This is a genomic window from Noviherbaspirillum agri (genome assembly GCF_054780595.1).
In genome coordinates this window covers 60,306-78,778 of record NZ_BAAGWA010000009.1, presented here as the reverse complement: position 1 = coordinate 78,778, position 18,473 = coordinate 60,306, and the positions used below count along the sequence as shown (strand labels likewise).

At 60.4% G+C, this 18,473-nt stretch carries 14 protein-coding genes; 4 read left to right on the top strand and 10 right to left on the bottom strand.

Translation table 11 applies throughout. The features are described 5' to 3' along the window. From ACYVIA_RS15670 to ACYVIA_RS15650, 5 genes are read right to left on the bottom strand one after another with little or no spacing between them, the layout of a single operon-like run. Positions 1 to 3,276 carry a pilus assembly protein gene (locus tag ACYVIA_RS15670; protein ID WP_460842371.1) on the bottom strand — a complete coding sequence of 1,092 codons (3,276 nt, stop codon included), beginning with the start codon at positions 3,274 to 3,276 and terminating at the stop codon, positions 1 to 3. Between the two features lie 25 nt (positions 3,277 to 3,301). Then, positions 3,302 to 3,799, bottom strand: a complete 498-nt coding sequence (locus tag ACYVIA_RS15665; protein ID WP_460842368.1) for a pilus assembly PilX family protein — start codon at positions 3,797 to 3,799, stop codon at positions 3,302 to 3,304. After that, positions 3,796 to 5,211: a PilW family protein gene (locus ACYVIA_RS15660; RefSeq protein WP_460842366.1), complete on the bottom strand. Its 1,416-nt coding sequence runs from the start codon at positions 5,209 to 5,211 to the stop codon at positions 3,796 to 3,798. Before ACYVIA_RS15660 ends, ACYVIA_RS15665 begins: the two co-directional genes overlap by 4 nt. 2 nt (positions 5,212 to 5,213) lie before the next feature. Further along, positions 5,214 to 5,777 (bottom strand): type IV pilus modification protein PilV, encoded by a 564-nt coding sequence (gene pilV / locus ACYVIA_RS15655; protein ID WP_460842365.1) that lies wholly within the window; start codon positions 5,775 to 5,777, stop codon positions 5,214 to 5,216. A 2-nt stretch (positions 5,778 to 5,779) separates the two neighbouring features. After that, on the bottom strand, positions 5,780 to 6,217 hold the full coding sequence (locus ACYVIA_RS15650) for a type IV pilin protein (protein WP_460842363.1): 438 nt from the start codon (positions 6,215 to 6,217) through the stop codon (positions 5,780 to 5,782). Between the two features lie 235 nt (positions 6,218 to 6,452). Here ACYVIA_RS15650 and ACYVIA_RS15645 point away from each other — a divergent pair, with 235 nt between their 5' ends. Further along, positions 6,453 to 7,445, top strand: a complete 993-nt coding sequence (locus ACYVIA_RS15645) for a serine/threonine protein kinase (protein WP_460842361.1) — start codon at positions 6,453 to 6,455, stop codon at positions 7,443 to 7,445. Between the two features lie 188 nt (positions 7,446 to 7,633). On the opposite strand, the gene ACYVIA_RS15640 is transcribed toward ACYVIA_RS15645, so the two are convergent. Together ACYVIA_RS15640 and ACYVIA_RS15635 are read right to left on the bottom strand one after the other, a co-directional pair. Then, on the bottom strand, positions 7,634 to 7,972 hold the full coding sequence (locus ACYVIA_RS15640) for a hypothetical protein (protein ID WP_460842359.1): 339 nt from the start codon (positions 7,970 to 7,972) through the stop codon (positions 7,634 to 7,636). 21 nt (positions 7,973 to 7,993) lie between these two features. Further along, on the bottom strand, positions 7,994 to 8,440 hold the full coding sequence (locus ACYVIA_RS15635; RefSeq protein ID WP_460842357.1) for an Lrp/AsnC family transcriptional regulator: 447 nt from the start codon (positions 8,438 to 8,440) through the stop codon (positions 7,994 to 7,996). 133 nt (positions 8,441 to 8,573) lie between these two features. On the opposite strand from ACYVIA_RS15635, the gene ACYVIA_RS15630 reads away from it, so the two are divergent. Continuing rightward, entirely contained in the window at positions 8,574 to 9,665 is a 1,092-nt protein-coding gene (locus ACYVIA_RS15630; protein WP_460842356.1) for a saccharopine dehydrogenase family protein, read from the top strand. Between the two features lie 30 nt (positions 9,666 to 9,695). After that, entirely contained in the window at positions 9,696 to 11,201 is a 1,506-nt protein-coding gene (gene amaB, locus ACYVIA_RS15625) for an L-piperidine-6-carboxylate dehydrogenase (protein WP_460842354.1), read from the top strand. A gap of 46 nt (positions 11,202 to 11,247) precedes the next feature. On the opposite strand, the gene ACYVIA_RS15620 is transcribed toward amaB, so the two are convergent. The 3 genes from ACYVIA_RS15620 to ACYVIA_RS15610 are packed head-to-tail and all read right to left on the bottom strand — an operon-like array spanning position 11,248 to position 15,933. Then, complete coding sequence (locus tag ACYVIA_RS15620) at positions 11,248 to 13,347, bottom strand: putative bifunctional diguanylate cyclase/phosphodiesterase (RefSeq protein ID WP_460842353.1); 2,100 nt, start codon at positions 13,345 to 13,347, stop codon at positions 11,248 to 11,250. Next, complete coding sequence (locus ACYVIA_RS15615; RefSeq protein WP_460842351.1) at positions 13,344 to 13,877, bottom strand: YfiR family protein; 534 nt, start codon at positions 13,875 to 13,877, stop codon at positions 13,344 to 13,346. The genes ACYVIA_RS15620 and ACYVIA_RS15615 overlap by 4 nt, the downstream gene beginning before the upstream one ends. A 10-nt stretch (positions 13,878 to 13,887) precedes the next feature. Further along, positions 13,888 to 15,933 (bottom strand): TonB-dependent receptor plug domain-containing protein, encoded by a 2,046-nt coding sequence (locus tag ACYVIA_RS15610; protein WP_460842350.1) that lies wholly within the window; start codon positions 15,931 to 15,933, stop codon positions 13,888 to 13,890. Between the two features lie 422 nt (positions 15,934 to 16,355). Here ACYVIA_RS15610 and ACYVIA_RS15605 point away from each other — a divergent pair, with 422 nt between their 5' ends. After that, entirely contained in the window at positions 16,356 to 18,452 is a 2,097-nt protein-coding gene (locus ACYVIA_RS15605) for a sensor domain-containing protein (protein WP_460842348.1), read from the top strand. Positions 18,453 to 18,473 lie beyond the last annotated feature (21 nt).

The following is an 18,473-nucleotide window of genomic DNA, read 5'->3' as shown; positions in this document are numbered from 1 at the left end:
TCATTGCTGGAGGTACCAATACACCCGGCTCTTGTACTTGCTTACCGAAGTGGTAACCGGTTTGGTCTTGAGCACACCTTCAAGCGGGGATGCCGGAGCGCAGCCGATACAGAAAGGAACCGTCTGCCCGTCGTCCAGCGTCACCTGGCCGGCGACCGGGGAGGGCGGCAGGCCGTCACCCGAAAGATCCTGGTATCGCTGATCCGTGCCGTTCTTGCTCGAGGCATTGGAATAGGCAATGTTGTATACCAGGCTTGTGCCAAGGTTGGAGCCGCAGGTGCCTGCGACCGCTACCGCCGGCTGGTGGGTACTGAAGGTCGTGGTGCCGAAGACGGTCACCGAGTTGGTCACGATCTGCTCGTGCGGGGCGAGCGCCAGGTACCAGCCTTTCTTTGCATCCAGGCTTGTTTGTTCCGGCGTTGTATTGTCGGTAATGGCAAACAACGAGTTCTTGCAGATCACCGCCGTGCCATCGCAATTTGCGGTTTCGGAAGATAACCAGGTGGCGTCGGAAGGATCATCCTTGACCATGAAGAAATGATTGCTGACACCATACGTCGCCGTGTAGTTGCTCAGCGGTTTTTCACGATCGCCAGAGCCGATGAGCAGGACATAAAGCCCGTTGTCGAAAACGACATCAGGCGCATACAGGAACTTCCTGTTCGCGTTGCACCCGGCGACAGTATCGCAGCCGAGCGAAGCAATCCGGGTAATCGTCCAGTTCCCCGGCGATGTTGATTCAAACGGTGTGTTGGCATCGACGCCCGAGATACGATAGACGTTGCCGCCCATATCCGTCGCGTAGGCGTACTTCGCCATGCCGCTCACATTGTCCCTGACGATGGTCACGTCACCCGCTACGGCCCGCAGGGTGCTCAATGCGGCAAGCTGCGTCCCGGTTTCGGCGTCGAGGACATAGATTTTGTTGCCCTTCGTGGTGCCGGTGCAGCTGTGGTTGACGGTACCGTCGTCCGTGTCTTCGCAAGTGTCATAACCGCCGCCGAAGATAAGCATGGGCGTGGCGCCGTTGTCGTATCCCGACGCATGCAGCACTTTCGCCGCGGACCACGTCTGGCCGATGCCGGAGAAGCCCGTGCTGCATTCTGCATCACTGACTGCCCCCGAAGCAGGGAAATTATTCTTGCAGCCCTTCTTCCATTTCAGCGTCGGGTTGGCCGGGTCCGTGGCATCGAATGCATACAACGCACGTCCGCCACGACGCATCGCCGCATAGACGTAGACCTTGTCGGCATTGTCGATCTGGCCCTGGAAGGCCGTGATCGGGCCATCGAATCCGTATGCTTTCGGAAGCGCAGTGGCGATACCGCTACCCTTGAAGCTGACGACCTTGTCGTTGTCGTAGAGACGTTTGATGTTTCCGTAGAACTCAGGTGGCATGAATGACCACAGTTCGCTGCCCGCCTCGAATGTCGCTGCGCCCGAAGTCAGGCTGGCGGTCCGGTTTCCGTTAATCGCACGCAGCATGCCATCGTTGCCGCCGTAATACACGACAACGTTGGGATCATCATCTGTTCCGTAGTTGATTGCCACCGGCCGCGAGTGCACGACGTCGCCATGCGACGAAGGACGCATCACCGTAGTGCCTTTATTGAGCTCATTGCTGACGTTCAAGCCGCGCGCCCAATTGATGAGCGCCGTGCGGTTATTCGCACCAGTCGTCGGATCAAGAAGGCTTTGCGTGATCGCCGAATTGTCCGTATCGAAGGAGGTGAGGGCGGACGTGGTGCTGCACGTCGCAAAAACGGGGGAGCAGGTCTTGACGATACGTGTTGCCGGCGCAATGCTGCGCAGCATGTACGCATGGCCGCCTTTTTCCACCACGTTGCCGTCGGGTGAATTGGAAAATTTCGTTTCGGGCGAACATCCGCCCGCAGACTTGAGTGAATCCACCCAGTAGTTGTCCGTTTCTGCAGAAGTCCAGTAGCTGCGTGCGCACTCGGTAATAAAACCGGTTTGCGCATTCACGGTGCTGTGCTGGTCGTCAACGGAATCGAGCAGCTTCAGTTGATTGTTGATCATGCCGAGGCGGTACTGCTTCAGGTTTCCGTCCCAGCGGGGGAGCGCGTCCTTGTCCGGACGGAACATGCCGATATAGACCTGGTTCAGATACGTGCCTTGGGTATTCACGCTGATTGGCAAGCTGACTGCGGCAAACACGGTATTGACGGCCTGTATTTCACCGAGAACGGTTTTCAGTGCTGTTTTCAGCTCCTCGAAATTGTTGGTCGCAAAGTACTTGCCGCCACCAACGGAAACATCGCCCATCTTTGTCAGATGTGCAGCGTATTCGCCATTACACGTCGGACCGAGCACGCCGACGCTGTAAGTGGTGACAGATGCGGTGTTCTTCATGTAGCGCGTCCAGTTCAGCGCATAGACGCCTTTGTTCTCGGACGTTTCCAGCGTATTCGTTCCGCAAGAGGTGGTAATCGTGTCGGTGAATAGCGTTTTCTCCAGCTGCGTTGCGGGCGGATTTGCATTCATCGCAGCTGTGGCATTGGTGCCTTCCAGCGCACTCTTCGGTCCGTTGGTGGTGGTTTGATCTCCCGGCGAGCTGTTGTTTCGATATGCATTGCCGATGAAGATGACGTTATTTTTCTTGCACGTAGAACTTGGTTTGATTGCCGCGTAATTACGCCCGGAGATACCGGTGGCACCAGTGAAGTAGGCCCATGCTTCCTGCATGGAAGCGCCGTTGGCGCTGCCGTTTCCTTTGATGTTGTAGCTGCTGTTCCCCGATACCTCCCAGTTCTTAATCCAGTTCAGCAGATTGGCCCTGGTGGTCGCATTCAGAGGCACCATTGGGGCAACGAGGCAGCCGCCATTGCTGTTTACATCATCGCAAGGCGATGAGAAGGCACCGGTCAGCGCATCGAAGGATTTCATGCCGTTGGCGTTGTAAACCATGACGCCCAGGTTCACCTTTACGCCACTGGACACATCCATATCGCGAATGACGCTATACAGCGCACACTGCTCAACTGCACCTGCGGTGCCGTCCAGTTTGGTCGCATCCGCCGCAGTGAGGTAGGAAGTGGACGTCGAGACTTCCCCGTCACTGCTGATGCGGCACCGCATGTTGTTAACGCTTGCGGAGAAGTTGGCCGCATTGTCAATGACGAGCAGCACATTGGGCGCTTCCGTCGATACTGTGGGCGGCTGCGATATGAACAGGTCGATGTCCTCCGCCGGCGTAGCGAATGGAACCGACAGCATGGCTGTGCCCAAAAAACTCTTCAGGATGTGGTTTTTCATGATGGACTCCAGTCTCATCGCACCGTCAGGTGCAGTCCGAGGTTAATAACTTGCGTACGCCCTGATGCACGCGTACAGATGCGCCGCTGACGGGGTCGGTCACGCTTGCATCGATATTCCAGATCGTCACAAAGCCGATGAAGCCGCCTTCACCTACAGACAGTGCAGGGCCGAGCTCGACGCTGCCTTTTTGGCCGATACCACTCGGGTCACCGACGATGGACGAACTGATGCATGTCGGCGTGATGGATACCGAATAATCGGTATTTCCGTCATTGTTCAGGTCAATCGGGATGACCTGTGCAGTGGGCACGGTGTTCATGAATGCGGACACGACCTGCTCGATCGCCATGTTTGCGGCCGCTGTCGCCTCATCGCGGAACTGCATGTTGCCGACGGCCTTGAGATTGGTGCCGCTCAGCGTAAATGCCGTTGCAACCATGACGGTAATCACCGCCAGCATGATGAGGCCCACGATCAAGGTGGCGCCGTGCTGGAATTTCTTCATGGCTGTCAGACTCATGGTGCGTCCCCTGGTGTTTCCCTGCGGCCGGACACCGTGATCAGGCGCACGGTGCTCGAGAAGACGTGTCGCTTGAAGCCATCGTTGAACGGTCCAAGCGTGGTACTTCCCAACGCATAGGTTTTGGTGTCGGTATAACCGGGCGTGGCATCCCGGCTGCGCGCGAGAACGAAGACCTTGACGGCAACGGTGTTGGCAAGGTCCGCGACCGTGCAGACAGTCGCCGCCGGATAGATCACCGGTGCTGCGGTGCTGGCAGGCGTGTCGGCTGGCGGGCAACGTACGAAGGGACCATCGACACTGCCATCTCCGCGATTGGTCACCGTGCGGTGGTCGGTTGGGTTCTGCCACTCGACGGCCTCGGCGTAGTTGACGTCTTCATCGGTTTCGCTCTTGTCGTCGATGCCATACTCGACGCGGAATCCCTCGATTCCTTCCACCATCGCAACAGGATCCTGTTGCCCAAGCGCGCCGCCGGCAAAATCGAACTGCGAGCGGACCAGGGTCGGGATGTTGTCCCCGGGAGTGGAGGAGTAATCGCGGATGTAATAGATGTTGGAAATGAACTTGCGAATGTCGGCCGCGCTTGAGCAGTCCCTCTTGAGTAGAGAAAGACCCGTCTTGTCGAGAACGTAGTCGACACTGTCGAACGAGTAGTTGGTGGTGGCGTCTGGCGTGGTAGCCCATGGTGTGTCCACCGTTGCCACCTTGCTGGCGCCATTGTATGCAGTGACGGTGCGCGACTGGCCGCCGCCTGTTCCGGACAGGAGGCGGATTGTCTTTCCGGCATAGAAGTCGTCTGTCGATGACGAGTTAGCGGCAAGCTTGATGGTGGTCGATGCGGAGCCGAGCTGCGCCACGGCGGAGCATAGCGACGCCTGGAAATACACCTTGTTTGCATTGACGGCCTCGCAGTCGCCTGGCGACGCGCTTGAGCCGGCCAGGCAGGAGGCAGCATGGCGGACCACGAGGATGTCGGTATCAGCCTTCTGGTTGGTCACTAAGCTGGTGCAGTTTCCTGATGGGACGGTCTGGACTGGAATGCCGAGGAGGTTCGTTTTGTAAGCCGCGTCCCAGGTGGCGAAGGCGAGGCAGGGGTCAGGCACGGCAGTCGGTGCGTCGTTCGGGATGGCGGCCAGCGTCTGGTTGTCGAACTGCGGCACGAAGGTTCCCCAGAAGCCGGCATGAGAGACATCCTCTTGCAGGAGCTGGATGGCGAAGCGCCCATTCTCGATCTGGATGTTCGTTTTCGCCATTTCACTGTTGGTGCGGCTGATGTTCAGGAAGACCGCAATCAGCGCCAGCATGATCAGCAGGCTGATCGTGACGGCAATCATCAGCTCGGTAAGCGAGAAGCCCCGTTGGGATTCAGGCACTGCCCGACGTTCTGGCTTGTAGGTAAGCTTCATCATGGTCAGAGGACAGCAATTCGAACGGTGGTGGTCAGGGTGCGGCGGCAAAGGTCGTTGACACACGGCGAGCCGGCAGCACCGTCAAATGCGTTCTTCCCGCATGCGACACTGATCGGTGGTGCCGTGAGTGGCCCCAGTCCCTGCCAGGCGACGGTAATGAGGTACTGGTTATTGCCGAGGCTTTCGACGCAACCGCGTGCACCGATCATTGCACCCACCTTGTTGTTCCCGGAGACTTCGGCGGCACCCTTGAGTGCTGCGCACCAGTCTGCGACATCCCTGTCTTTTTGCGTTGTGGTCGCCGTCGGGCAGGTCATGCCGTTTCCGAGCGGCGTGTCGGCGCCGGTGTGATAGCTCGCTGCATCCGTCCGGTTCGCGTTGAGCCGGTTTGCCATATCGTTGAGCAGAATCAGGGCCTGCGAGCGCTGGTACGCCTCCATCTCCGATCCCTGAAGGCGCGACTGCAGGCCGGCCAAGCCCAGCAGGCCAAACGCCAGAATGACGATCGTGACCAGCACTTCAATCAGCGAGATGCCGGCCTGTGTCGATGTGGAGGCGGGACGCATGATTACCACTTGCCTGCGGGGCATTTGATCCCGGTGCTGCTCAGGCGAAGCGTGCCGTCGCTGACCTGCGAGCCTTTGGGAGCAAACGAAATGACGAACGAGGGGGCGGTCCCGGTATCGTCCTGAACAGCGCAGGAAGCGTCTAGGTACTTGCCCAGCTCGATATTGCCGGTAGCGCTGACGGTGTATTTATTGGTGACCTCGGATGGCGCCGCGTAGTTCAGGGTCGTCAACGAGTCGGTGAAGGCGCGGTTTGACAGCAGGTATTGCTGCTCGCGATTGGCGATATCCATCATTGCTGCCTGGGCAGCAGCGCGATTGCTCCGCACGACATACTGCTGATAGCTCGGAAGTGCCACGCTGGCGAGGATGCCGATGATCACGACTGTAATCACAAGCTCGATCAACGTAAAACCGGACGTATTTTTTCTGCTATACATGGAGGCACCGGGCGCAAGAAGATGGTTCAGACGGAAAATGTTTCTATTAAGAAACGCCTCTAGAATAAGTCCTCCAAAAGTACCGGTGCCTTTCTACCGATGACCGGTCGATTTCCGGCGATGAGCGGTAAGGTAAAGTTGACAACTATTCATATTTTGTGTGGCGTAAATGCCATTCGCCGCCGGTCGCCTTAGCTCGCCTTACAACCAGAATTTGTGCGCTGCACATCAAGACATGATCCATTCACCCCCTCATTCCTTCCACACCCTGACTCCGGACTGCGTCCTCGACGCGCTGGAAAGCATCGGCCTGTACAGCGACGGCCGCTTGATGGCCTTGAACAGTTACGAGAACCGTGTCTATCAGATCGGCATGGAAGAGGGGCCGCCAGTGGTAGCGAAGTTTTACCGTCCCGCGCGCTGGAGCGATGAGGCGATCCTGGAGGAGCATGCCTTCGTGCAGCAGCTCGCCGACCGGGAAATTCCTGCCGTGCCTGCGCTGGCGCTTGCCGGCAAGGGAACGCTGCAACACTTTCAGGGCTTTCGGTTTGCGGTGTTTCCGCGCCAGGGCGGACGGGCGCCCGAGCTGGACGACAGCGCGACGCTGGAATGGCTGGGGCGCTTTATCGGCCGTATCCATGCGGTGGGTGCAGTGCAGCCGTTCGTGTCGCGCCCGACGCTCGACATCGCCAGCTTCGGCACGGAACCGCGCGACTATTTACTCTCCCGTGGCTTCATCCCGCCGGACCTGGCGGATGCGTATCGCAGTGTGGTGGACCAGGCGCTCGATGGCGTGCGTCGCTGCCATGAACGCGCGGGCGATGTGCGGCTATTGCGGCTGCACGGCGATTGCCATTGCGGGAATGTGCTGTGGACGGATGCGGGGCCGCATTTCGTGGACTTCGATGACAGCCGCATGGGGCCGGCGATCCAGGACTTGTGGATGCTGCTGTCGGGCGAACGGGGCGACATGGTGCGCCAGCTGTCCGACCTGCTCGCCGGGTACGAGGACTTCATGGAGTTCGATCCGCGCGAGCTGTACCTGATCGAAGCGCTGCGCACCTTGCGGCTGATTCATTACTCGGCGTGGCTGGCGCTGCGCTGGGATGACCCGGCCTTTCCCGTGGCCTTCCCCTGGTTTAATACGCAGCGTTACTGGCAGGATCGGATTCTTGAACTGCGCGAACAGGTGGCGCTGATGGATGAGCCGCCGTTGTGGCCAGCATAGCAGGCTGGTGAAAGCTACTGCGCAAACCGATCTCGGCGATTGCGGTGCTCTGCGTACTCTCGTACGCGTGCGCTCCTCATCACCAATCTTGGCCTGCTCGCGACGCTTTTCAACAGCCTGAGAGTGCATCTATATATAGTGGATGGCGCGCCGAACAACGCACGCAGCGTGAGACGAATCGTAAGGGCTCAGACCCGCTGCGCCGATGCAGCCAGGCTATCCAGGTTGCGGATCACCTTGTCGACGGACGGATCGCTGTGCGCGATCAGCACGGCGCGCTCGATGGCGTCGTCACGGCCGGTCTTCGGGAAGTAGTTCAGCAGGTAGTCCGCATTCTCCATGCCCGGTGCGCCGCGCTGGTCGTCCCGCGCCAGCTTGCGCACATACCAGACGCCGTAGCCGTTGGACTCTTCGCAGCAATAGATTTCGACCGAGTGGTACGGGCCGAGCGGATGTTCTTCCGGATCGGTGTGCCAGACGACCTTGCGCCACAGGTGGTTCTTCTTGGATTCCGGGATGGAGTGCATGGTGTTTTCCTTGATGCGTGATCAGAGTGGCCTTCTATCTATTCTCTTCGTCAAAACAATCGATGTCGATGTCTGGTGCACGCCGTCGATCGCGCCGACCAGGTCCAGCAGCCGGTCGAGCTCGGCGGTGGACTGGCAGCGCAATGTCAGCATGTAATCAACCGGACCGCTCACGGCACAGAGCGTTTCGACCTCGGGCATCTTCTGCAGCAGTTTCACGAACATGGCCGCCTTGCGGGCATCGACCGTGATGCCGACATAGGCGCGCACGGCCGGCTGGTATATCTCCTTATTCAGCCTTACGCCATAGCCGGCGATGATGCCGCGCTTTTCCAGATTGCCGATGCGTGCAATGGCCGTGGTGCGTGCGATGCCGACCCGCTTTGCAATGGCCGAGGTGGGCATGCGCGCGTCGTCCATCAGCAGCGCGAGGATCTTGTTGTCGATGTCGTCGAGCACAGGAGTCATATTGTGCAGATTGTCGTGTCGCTTCGTCAGATTGTATGGCGATCATACCGCCTGACGACGGTTTGCTCCCTGTTTTCTGACATGCAACGGACCTACACTAGACATGTTCTCCACCGGACAAGAAGAGGGGATCATGACAACCAGACTCATCCTCCTTGGCGCAGGCAAGATCGGCGACGCCATCCTCAACCTGCTGGCCTTCAGCGGCGATTACCGGCTGACGGTGGCCGACCGCGATCCGCATCGTCTGGCGCATGTGAAGGCGCTGAAGCTGCCGGATGTCGACGTGGTGCATGCCGACATCTCCAACGCCGCCACGGTGCTGGAACTGGTGGACGGGCAGGACGTCACGCTGTCGGCCTGCCCGTACTTCCTCACGCCGCTGATCGCCGGCGCGGCGAAGAAGGCCGGTTCTCACTATTTCGATCTGACCGAGGACGTGCAGAGCACGCGCATCGTCAAGGGGCTGGCGGAGGATGCGAACAGCGCCTTTGTGCCGCAGTGCGGCCTCGCGCCCGGCTTCATTTCCATCGTGGCCAATGACCTGGCAGGGCGCTTCGATACGCTGCGTGACGTGCACATGCGGGTCGGGGCCTTGCCCCTCTATCCGAGCAACGCACTGAAGTACAACCTGACCTGGAGCACCGACGGCCTGATCAATGAATACTGCAATCCCTGCGAGGCGATCGTCGATGGCGAGCTGCGGGAAGTCTCGGCGCTGGAAGAGGTCGAGCATTTCTCGCTGGACGGCATCGATTACGAAGCGTTCAACACCTCTGGCGGCCTTGGCACGCTGTGCGAGAGTCTTTCCGGAAAGGTGCACAACCTGAACTACAAGACGGTGCGATATCCGGGGCACAGGGATATCATCAAGATGCTGGTGCGTGACCTGCAGCTCGGCCTTCCCGAACGGCGCGCTATCCTCAAGGAAATCCTGGAGACATCGATCCCGATCACCAGGCAGGATGTGGTGCTGGTGTTCGTCAGTGTGTGCGGCATGCGCGAGGGACGGCTGGAGCAGGAAACCTACGCGAAGAAGATCTACAGCCAGCAGGTCAACGGACGGCTGCTGTCGGCAATCCAGATCACGACTGCGGCCGGCATCTGCACGATGGTGGACCTGGTCATGCAGCACAAGCTGCCGCGCCGGGGCTTGATCCGGCAGGAGCAGGCGAAGCTGGAGGATTTTCTGTCCAACCGTTTCGGCCGCTTCTACGCCAATTGACGAAAAACGAGAGACGAGAGGAGCATTGCCATGGAATCCGTGAACAAGCTGCTTTCCTCCCTGGGCGCGGACCTGTCGCGTCATCAGGGACATGACGTCCACAGTGTGTCGCCGATCGATGGCGCTGTCCTTGCCACGCTGCATGCCGACACGCCGCACCAGGCGGCGGAAAAGATCGCCCGCGCGCACGCGGCCTTTGAACAATGGCGCAATGTGCCCGCACCCCGTCGCGGCGAACTGGTCCGCCTGTTCGGTGAAGAACTGCGCGCCGGCAAGGAGGCGCTGGGCAAGCTGGTGACCATGGAATCCGGCAAGATCCTGCAGGAAGGCCTGGGCGAAGTGCAAGAGATGATCGACATCTGCGATTTCGCCGTCGGCTTGTCGCGCCAGCTGCACGGCCTGACGATCGCCTCCGAGCGTCCCGGGCATCGCATGATGGAAACCTGGCATCCGCTCGGCGTGGTCGGCGTGATTTCCGCATTCAATTTCCCGGTTGCCGTCTGGTCTTGGAATGCCGCCATCGCCCTCGTGTGCGGCAACAGCGTCGTCTGGAAGCCGTCTGAGAAAACGCCGCTCACCGCCATTGCCGTCCAGGCTTTGCTTGCAAAGGCAATCGCCCGTTTCGGCAGCGACGCGCCGCAAGGACTATCGGAAATCGTGATCGGCGGCCATGAGCGCGGGCAGGTGCTGGTCGATGATCCACGCGTGCGCCTCGTCAGCGCCACCGGCAGCACGCGTATGGGAAGGGCGGTTGCGCAGGCCTGTGCGCAACGCCTTGCTCGCACGATTCTCGAACTGGGCGGCAACAACGCGATGGTGGTCGCGCCCAGCGCCGACCTGGAACTGGCCACGCACGCCATCGTGTTTTCCGCAGTCGGCACCGCCGGGCAGCGCTGTACGACGCTGCGGCGATTGTTCGTGCATGACAGCGTGTACGACCAGCTCGTACCGCGCCTGAAACAAGCGTATGCATCGCTCCCCATCGGCAATCCGCTGGAGGCGGGAACGCTGGTCGGCCCGCTGGTGGACGGCGCCGCGTTCGCGGCGATGCAGAAAGCACTGGAGCACGCACGTGCCGACAAGGGTCAGGTGCACGGCGGCGAGCGCGTGGCGGTCGCCGGTTGCGAAAACGGCGTCTATGTGCACCCGGCGCTGGTGGAGATGCCGGCGCAGACGGCAGTGATGCATCACGAAACCTTTGCGCCCATCCTGTACGTCGTGCGCTACCGCACGCTGGAGGAAGCGATTGACTTGAACAATGCGGTGCCGCAGGGACTGGCGTCGAGCATCTTTACCAACGATGTGCGGGAAGCGGAGCGCTTCCTGTCCGCCGCCGGTAGCGACTGCGGCATCGTCAATGTCAACATCGGGCCGAGCGGCGCGGAGATCGGCGGTGCGTTCGGTGGCGAGAAGGACTCCGGCGGCGGCCGTGAATCGGGCTCTGATGCGTGGAAGGCGTATATGCGACGCGCGACGAACACGATCAATTACAGCGGTGCATTGCCCTTGGCGCAAGGGATACGGTTCGACTTCTGAGAGCCTGTTTGAAAACTGTAGCGTAGGAAAAGGCAGAGTTCTTCCGCTACGGAGCGTCAGCTACTTCCATTGCGGACGGGATGGCGCAGACCTGGGAGCGCAAGACAAGCTCACTGAATTCGTCTGCCGGCATGGGCCGGCCGAACAGGTATCCCTGGAAGGCGACACAGCCTTGGTGGATGAGGACGTCACGCTGTTCTTCCGTCTCCACGCCTTCGGCGATGACTTCCAGTCCAATGCCATGTGCGAGCGCGGTGATCGTGCGCGCAATCTCCGCATCGTTCGGATCGCTCAGGATGTCCTTGATGAAGGACCGGTCGATTTTCAGCTGGTCCAGCGGCAGGCGCTTCAGATAGACGAGTGACGAGTAGCCGGTGCCGAAGTCGTCTAACGAGAAACCGATGCCCTTCGCCTTCAGCGCAACCATTTTCTCGGCGATGCCCTCTACGCTGCCCAGCAACATGCTCTCCGTAATTTCGAATTCAAGTTTTTGCGGTTGGGCGCCAGTGCGTTCCAGGATCGCCAGCACCTGTTCGACGAAGTCCGGATTGCGGAACTGATATGGGCTCACATTGACGGCCACCGTCAGGTGTGCCATCTCCCGACGCATGGCCCAGGCGGCCAGCTGTTTGCAGGCGCTTTCCAGCACCCAGCGCCCGATCTCCTGGATCACCCCGATTTCCTCAGCCTGCGGAATGAAGTCTGCGGGCGAGACCATGCCGCGTTGCGGATGCGGCCAGCGGATCAATGCCTCGGCGCCAAAGATATGGCCCGCGCGGTCGACCTGTGGTTGATAGTGGAGGATGAATTGCCCATCCCGTACCGCCTCGCGCAGGTCAGCGTCCAGCAGCGCACGGGCAAGGACCCGCGACTGCATTTCGGGATCGAAGAAGCGCAGGGTGTTGCGCCCGGACGCCTTGGCCTGGTACATGGCGGTATCGGCGCGCTTGATCAACTCGTCAACGGAAAGTGCATTGCCCCGGAAGAGCGTGATGCCAATGCTCACGGTGCACTGGTAATTGCGCCGGAGCTGCACTCCTTCCGGCGTCATTTCGAGCTGGTACGGCTCCGTGATGGCCTGCAGGATCTTCCGGCCGACGTTTTCCGCTTCGATCACGGCATCGTCGCTCTCGCTGAGGCCTTCAAGGATGACCACGAACTCGTCGCCGGCCTGGCGGGCGACGGTGTCGCATTCCCGTACGCATCCTTCCAGCCGCCTTGCCACCACGCTGAGGAACAGGTCGCCCACATCGTGTCCCCAGGTGTCATTGAGCCCCTTGAAGCCGTCCAGGTCCAGCAGCATCACGGCACCGTGCTTGCGATGGCGTGCGCTTGCGGCCAGGGCTTGCTGCAGCCGGTCGAGCAGCAGGCGCCGGTTCGGCAGATGGGTGAGCGGATCGTAGAAGGCGAGCTCCATGATCTCGCGGTCGCGATGTTCGATCTGCGCCAGCATGTCGTTGAAATGTCCGACCAGCTGGCCGATTTCGTCTTCGCTGCGGAAAGCGACGCGCCGCGAATAGTCCTGGTCGGTGGCCACGGCATTCGCCGCTTCGGACAGCTTTTCCAGCGGGACCGTAATCAGCCGCCGCAGGGAAAAGGCGAGCAGCAGCGCGCTGGCGAATGCCGCGCCTGCTGCTGCAAGCATGAGCCCGACATCGGCGGCCCAGCCATGCAAGGCCGGCGCAAGACTGGCGACGAGCATCACCGTGCCGAGGCGTTCACCACTGAGAACGATAGGTCGCGCGACGACCGCACGTCCCGACAACAGATCTCTTAGCGTAATGGTGTCCTTGTCCGGATCTGCATCAAATGTCGGCGAAAACACGAACCTGCCGTCCCGTGCCGGGATTGAGGCGAACAGGTGGTTATCGCGGTCATAGATGGCGGCGGTTTCCACCAGGGGATTGGACAACAGCGGCGAGAGCGTATCCCTGGCGCTTCTCGTGTCATCAAAGGACAAGGCCGCCTGACTATTGGTGCCGGTAATGTCCGCCAGCGCGAGCAGCTGCTGTTGGGCGCTGCGCTGCAGACGCAGCAGGCTGCCTGCGGATACGGCCAGCACCACGACCAGCAAGGCCAGCCCGGTGGTGACGCCGAGCGACATCAGGAGCTTTCTACCGACGGAAACGTCGCGCAGACTCTTCATCGTGTGTCCTTCGCGTTGCGCGCAAGCTTCATCAGCTGGGAGCTGGGTTTGAGGCCTGCGCGTTGCAATGCTTGCGCATTGATGTCGAACTGGAGCCGTCCATCTGCGCGTACGAGCGCGATTGCTCCGCCATAGCGGGTAAAGATTTCGGCATCACTGACCGTCAGGGTTGCCTGCCGGTCGACCCAGCGCAGCACGATGCCAAAACGTGCTTCTTCATGCTCGGGGATGTACAGCACGTCACAGTCTGCGGTCTGGTTGGGATGCGTGACACGACGCAGTCGCAACTCCCGCCCGGCAACCGGCCGGCCTTCGACGCGCGTCAGGTAAGTTTCCAGCGCATCGTGCCCGAAGAGGCAGATCGTCGCGGTCGGCTTGGCCTCCGGCCATTCGACGTACTTCAGGAAGTTGACGAGGAATGCCGCCTTGATCTGCGGCTCCGGACTCGTTTGCGCATGACATGTCCCCCACGCGAGCGTGAGCACCGCCAACAGCAGGCGGATGAAAGGGAGTGGACGCTTTGACGGCATGGCGGCGGGCTCAGAATCTCCAGCTGCCGGTTAACAGGATGGACGGGCCGATTTCGACCGGCACCGAGGGCAGGTAGTCGGAGACAAATTCATAGCGACGGGCGCCGATCAGATTCCTCCCTGTCACCGCGATACTGACGTCCTTGCGCGGCTGGACCGCATAGCGAAGATCGAGCGTTACATAACCCGGCACGCTAATCAGCTCGGTATAGGGGGCGTTGAGTCGCTTGTAGCCGGCGGACCCGCGTATCCATGCGTCGAATTGCTTGTTGGAGGAAATGTTCCACTGCGAGCGCAGCGAGCCGTAATGACGCGGGGAACCCTGTTCCGCCTGCTGGCCGGCCGCGTGCGCGAGCGGATTGGCCGAGTCGTCCATCTGGATGTTCACCCAGCTGTACGAGAGCTGCAGCCGCCAGGTCGGCATGACGAGCCAGTCCGCGCTCAGTTCCGCGCCGCTCAACCAGCCATCGGAGCAGTTGCACAGCTGAACGTCCTGCACAATGAAGTACGGATAGTACGAAACCATGTCGGTCGCTCCCAGTCGTCCCGTGACGCGTCCGCTGTAGCGATAGCGATAGGCAGATACATCGATGTTGAAGCCGGGGGAAAGCTGCGTGCGGTATCCCAGTTCGACGCCTTCCATCTTCTCGGCATCAAGGGACGCATCACCGGCCGAATGGCGCATGGCCACGGGCAGCGGTACTTGCGCGGTCGGGCGCTGGACGGCGGCGACGATCGTCACATCACGCTCTGCCTGCGCCGGCAGGCGCGGGGCGCGTGCGTACTTTGCCCAGACGGTATCGCCAGGCGTCGGCGTCCACATCAGGGTGGCATTGGGCGCGAAGGTGCTGCCGCCGACGGTATTGTGGTCGCGCCGGGCGCCGATGCCGAACTGCAGCGTGTCCGGGATGAGCGTCCAGTCATCCTGGATGAAGAAACCCGTCGTGCGCTGGGTCAGGTCGGGGTTTCTCATCGAAATCAGGATCGATCCATCCATGCTGCTGGTCGTCGTCCTGTGGCTGATGCCCCAGACAAGGTCATGCGACGCAAAGGTATAGCGCCCCTGGTAATCCAGGTCGTAGGTCTTGCGCTCCTCATCGAAGGTGGGATCGTATTCAATGCGGAAGGCATTGAAGGAGGCCTTCACCGACGACTCGATGCCGGCGCTGGTCAGCCAGCGATAGCGTCCACTCAGTACATGGCTGGAAATGTCTTGCCGGATTTCGACTTGCTGCATCCTTGGCGGCATGCCCGGTCCGAGCATGAGCACATCGTTCACGCTTGAGCGCGTCGTGCTGGCCCAGAGGGCAAGGTCGCTGCCCCCGCCGAGGTTGCGGTCAAAGCGCAGGTCGGCCAGGCCGTTGTTCAGGTCGTCCGCACTTCTTGCGTCGGCGGCGAACTGGTCCGAGCGCGACGCGTGCCGTCCCTGCACGGAGATTTTCCAGCTGCTGTCGTCATTTATGGCGCTGGCGTAGCGACCATAAAGATTTCCCTTTCCCTGCGTGCCGACCGTTGTCTCGACCAGGCTGCCCCTGTCGTCGCGGGAATGCTTGCTGATGATATTGATGACGCCGCTGACTGCATTCGCGCCCCACATGGCAGCGCCCGGTCCACGGATGACTTCGATCCGGTCGATGTCATTCAGTGCAATGACGTCGTGCTCCCACAGGACGCCGGAGAAAATGGGGTGATAGATGCTGCGCCCGTCGATGAGCACCTGCAATTTGTTCGCAAAGCGACCATTGAAGCCGCGCGCGGTCACGGCATAACGGCCGCTGTCGATCTGCGCTACCTCGATGCCGGGGACCATGCGCAGGACATCGGGCAGCGACTGGGCGCCGGAGCGCGCAATGTCTTCCGATGAAATGACGAACGCTGCCGCCGGCACACGCGTAATGCTCTGGCTCTTGCGGGCAACGGATGTGACCACTGTTTTGGTCAGATCCTCCAGGCTTAACTCGGGGATCGCCTCGGGGATCGCATCGACAGCGCTTGCATTGGCTGCAAGGGCAAGTGCTGCGACGAGCAACACATGTGTTGAAGTGGGAGTCATCATGTCGGGATAGCGGCTCCTGACTGCAATGGGGGAGGGGAAAGAGATAATTTCCCGATGGAAATATTTGTAACCAATTATAAGAAATTTCACACCTTGCAGTTATGCATTCATTTAGTGCCGCGCCTCAGGTTGTTATTTTGAATATCGTGACACCGGCAAAGTCTGGGGGACTGAATACCGAATTCGCCTCAATTCCGCTGCAAAACGGGGAATCCGACTGCGATTCGGCGCGGTGCGCCGGACGTCAATGACGACACGCGGGAACGTCCGCCTTGCCGGAATGTCCACTACCCTTCAGCTAGAAGAAGCGACGTCGCCAGACGGTGTTGCGAAAAGAGCAAGCCGAGTGAAACTTGGCATTTCCTTTTCCGGTAATACGGCAGCATGGCGACCGCATACGCCCTTGGTATCCGGACCCACCTATGTCGCCAACAAGCGGAGTACCCGCCAGTCATTCCATCTCCGGACCTGATGGCGAGGAGACGACCAGGCAACTGAGACTGGCGGAGATCTGTTTTAGCTACAGCCTCGGCGGCATCGCCATCCTTGACCGGGAATTCAACTTCGTGCGCGTGAATGAGGCGTACGCTCGTGCCTCGCGGCGCCATGTCAGCGAACTCGCCGGCCGCAATCATTTCGAGCTTTACCCCTCTGACGCAAAGTCGATCTTCGAGGACGTGGTGAAGACGAAACAGCCTTACGCTACCACCACCCGTCCCTTTATGTTCATCGACCAGCCGGAGCGTGGCGTTACCTACTGGGACTGGACATTGGTTCCCGTGCTGAATGGGAAGAACGACGTAGAGTACCTGGTGCTCTCGCTCGTCGAAGTCACGGAGCGCGTCCGCGCCGAAGAGGCGCTGCGCATTGCTGCTCTCGTGTACCAGCATAGTTCGGAGGCGATGCTGGTGACCGATCCGGACAACAGGATTGTCGCCACCAATGATGCATTTGCTGCGCTCACCGGCTACGGTGCCAAAGAGCTCATCGGACATGGCCTCGACATCCTGAAGTCGGATCACGAGCCGGCGGATGTGTTCGCCAAGATGATGGCCGCGCTGCAGTCAAGCGGACATTGGCGAGGTGAAATATGGAGCCGGCGCAAGAACGGAGAGCCGATGGCATTGCGCCTGACGGTCAAATCCGTCTGCGACGATGCGGGCAAGACCGTCCAGCGCGTTGCGCTGTTCAGCGACATCACCGAGACCAAGCAGGCCGAGGCGCTGATCTGGGAGCATGCCAATTTCGACCCGCTTACCAGGCTTCCCAACCGGCATATGTTCCACAGCCGCCTGTCAGACCATATCGAGATGGCAGAACACAAGGGCGATTCCTTTGCCTTGCTGCTAATCGACCTCGACCAGTTCAAGGACGTCAATGACACGCTCGGCCATGACAAGGGAGATGCGCTGCTGATAGAGGCCGCGCGTCGCCTCCGCGGTTGCATTCCCGCCGGGGCGACGCTCGCCCGCCTTGGCGGTGACGAATTTGCGCTGATCCTCGCAGATCGGCCCAACCACGACGCGGTCAACGACTCCGCCGGAAAAATCAATGCGCTGCTGGCCCAGCCTTTCCGGCTCGGCCTCGAGACGGTGTTTGTTTCAGCCAGCATCGGGATCACGTTTTTTCCCGAGGACGGGAGCGACATGGACGAACTGCTGCGCCATGCCGACCAGGCGATGTATGCGGCCAAGCACGCCGGGCGCAACCGCTATTGCCGCTTCACCAGCGCCTTGCAGGAGGCCGCGCAAGTGCGCAGGCACTTGATGAGCGACCTGCGCAGTGCCTTGCCGAACAAGCAGTTCGAGCTGTACTACCAGCCGATCATCGACCTGAAGACCGGCGCGATCCGCAAGGCCGAGGCGCTGATCCGGTGGCGGCATCCGGCGCGCGGCATGGTGAGCCCGACGGACTTCATCCCGCTCGCGGAGGCCACCGGGATGATCCTGGAGATCGGCGAATGGGTGTTCAAGGAGGCCGCGGCGCAAATGCAGCGTCTGCACGTAATGGGGCATTCGGAACTCAAGATCGGCATCAATATCTCGCCGGTGCAGTTTCACAACGACCGGGATCTCTACCGCAAATGGGTGGCGCATCTGGAGGAACTGGGCCTGCCGGCGCAGTGTATGGTGATTGAGATCACGGAGGGGCTGCTGCTCAACCTCACGCAGGAAGTCAAGGACAAGCTGCTTGCATTCCGCGACGCGGGGACGCAGGTGGCGCTGGACGACTTCGGCACCGGTTATTCGTCCCTGGCATACCTGCAAAAGCTTGACATCGACTACATCAAGATCGATCGTGCCTTCGTCAACAACCTCGGTGCTGGTGCCAACGACTGCGCATTGTGCGAGGCAATGATCGTCATGGCGCACAAGCTGGGCCTGGCCGTGGTGGCTGAAGGCGTGGAGACCGAGGTCCAGCGCGACCTGCTTGCTGCCGCCGGTTGCGATTTCGGACAAGGGTATTTCTTTTCCCGGCCGGTGCCGGCAAGCGAGTTCGAGGCAATGCTCCTGCAATGAAGCGGACGCGCCGTCGTCGCG

Excerpts from the sequence above, each read along its gene's own strand:
- ACYVIA_RS15670 (WP_460842371.1), bottom strand. The coding sequence starts at position 3,276 with ATGAAAAACCACATCCTGAAGAGTTTTTTGGGCACAGCCATGCTGTCG.
- ACYVIA_RS15665 (WP_460842368.1), bottom strand. The coding sequence starts at position 3,799 with ATGAGTCTGACAGCCATGAAGAAATTCCAGCACGGCGCCACCTTGATC.
- ACYVIA_RS15660 (WP_460842366.1), bottom strand. The coding sequence starts at position 5,211 with ATGATGAAGCTTACCTACAAGCCAGAACGTCGGGCAGTGCCTGAATCC.
- pilV (WP_460842365.1), bottom strand. The coding sequence starts at position 5,777 with ATGCGTCCCGCCTCCACATCGACACAGGCCGGCATCTCGCTGATTGAA.
- ACYVIA_RS15650 (WP_460842363.1), bottom strand. The coding sequence starts at position 6,217 with ATGTATAGCAGAAAAAATACGTCCGGTTTTACGTTGATCGAGCTTGTG.
- ACYVIA_RS15645 (WP_460842361.1), top strand. The coding sequence starts at position 6,453 with ATGATCCATTCACCCCCTCATTCCTTCCACACCCTGACTCCGGACTGC.
- ACYVIA_RS15640 (WP_460842359.1), bottom strand. The coding sequence starts at position 7,972 with ATGCACTCCATCCCGGAATCCAAGAAGAACCACCTGTGGCGCAAGGTC.
- ACYVIA_RS15635 (WP_460842357.1), bottom strand. The coding sequence starts at position 8,440 with ATGACTCCTGTGCTCGACGACATCGACAACAAGATCCTCGCGCTGCTG.
- ACYVIA_RS15630 (WP_460842356.1), top strand. The coding sequence starts at position 8,574 with ATGACAACCAGACTCATCCTCCTTGGCGCAGGCAAGATCGGCGACGCC.
- amaB (WP_460842354.1), top strand. The coding sequence starts at position 9,696 with ATGGAATCCGTGAACAAGCTGCTTTCCTCCCTGGGCGCGGACCTGTCG.
- ACYVIA_RS15620 (WP_460842353.1), bottom strand. The coding sequence starts at position 13,347 with ATGAAGAGTCTGCGCGACGTTTCCGTCGGTAGAAAGCTCCTGATGTCG.
- ACYVIA_RS15615 (WP_460842351.1), bottom strand. The coding sequence starts at position 13,877 with ATGCCGTCAAAGCGTCCACTCCCTTTCATCCGCCTGCTGTTGGCGGTG.
- ACYVIA_RS15610 (WP_460842350.1), bottom strand. The coding sequence starts at position 15,933 with ATGATGACTCCCACTTCAACACATGTGTTGCTCGTCGCAGCACTTGCC.
- ACYVIA_RS15605 (WP_460842348.1), top strand. The coding sequence starts at position 16,356 with ATGTCGCCAACAAGCGGAGTACCCGCCAGTCATTCCATCTCCGGACCT.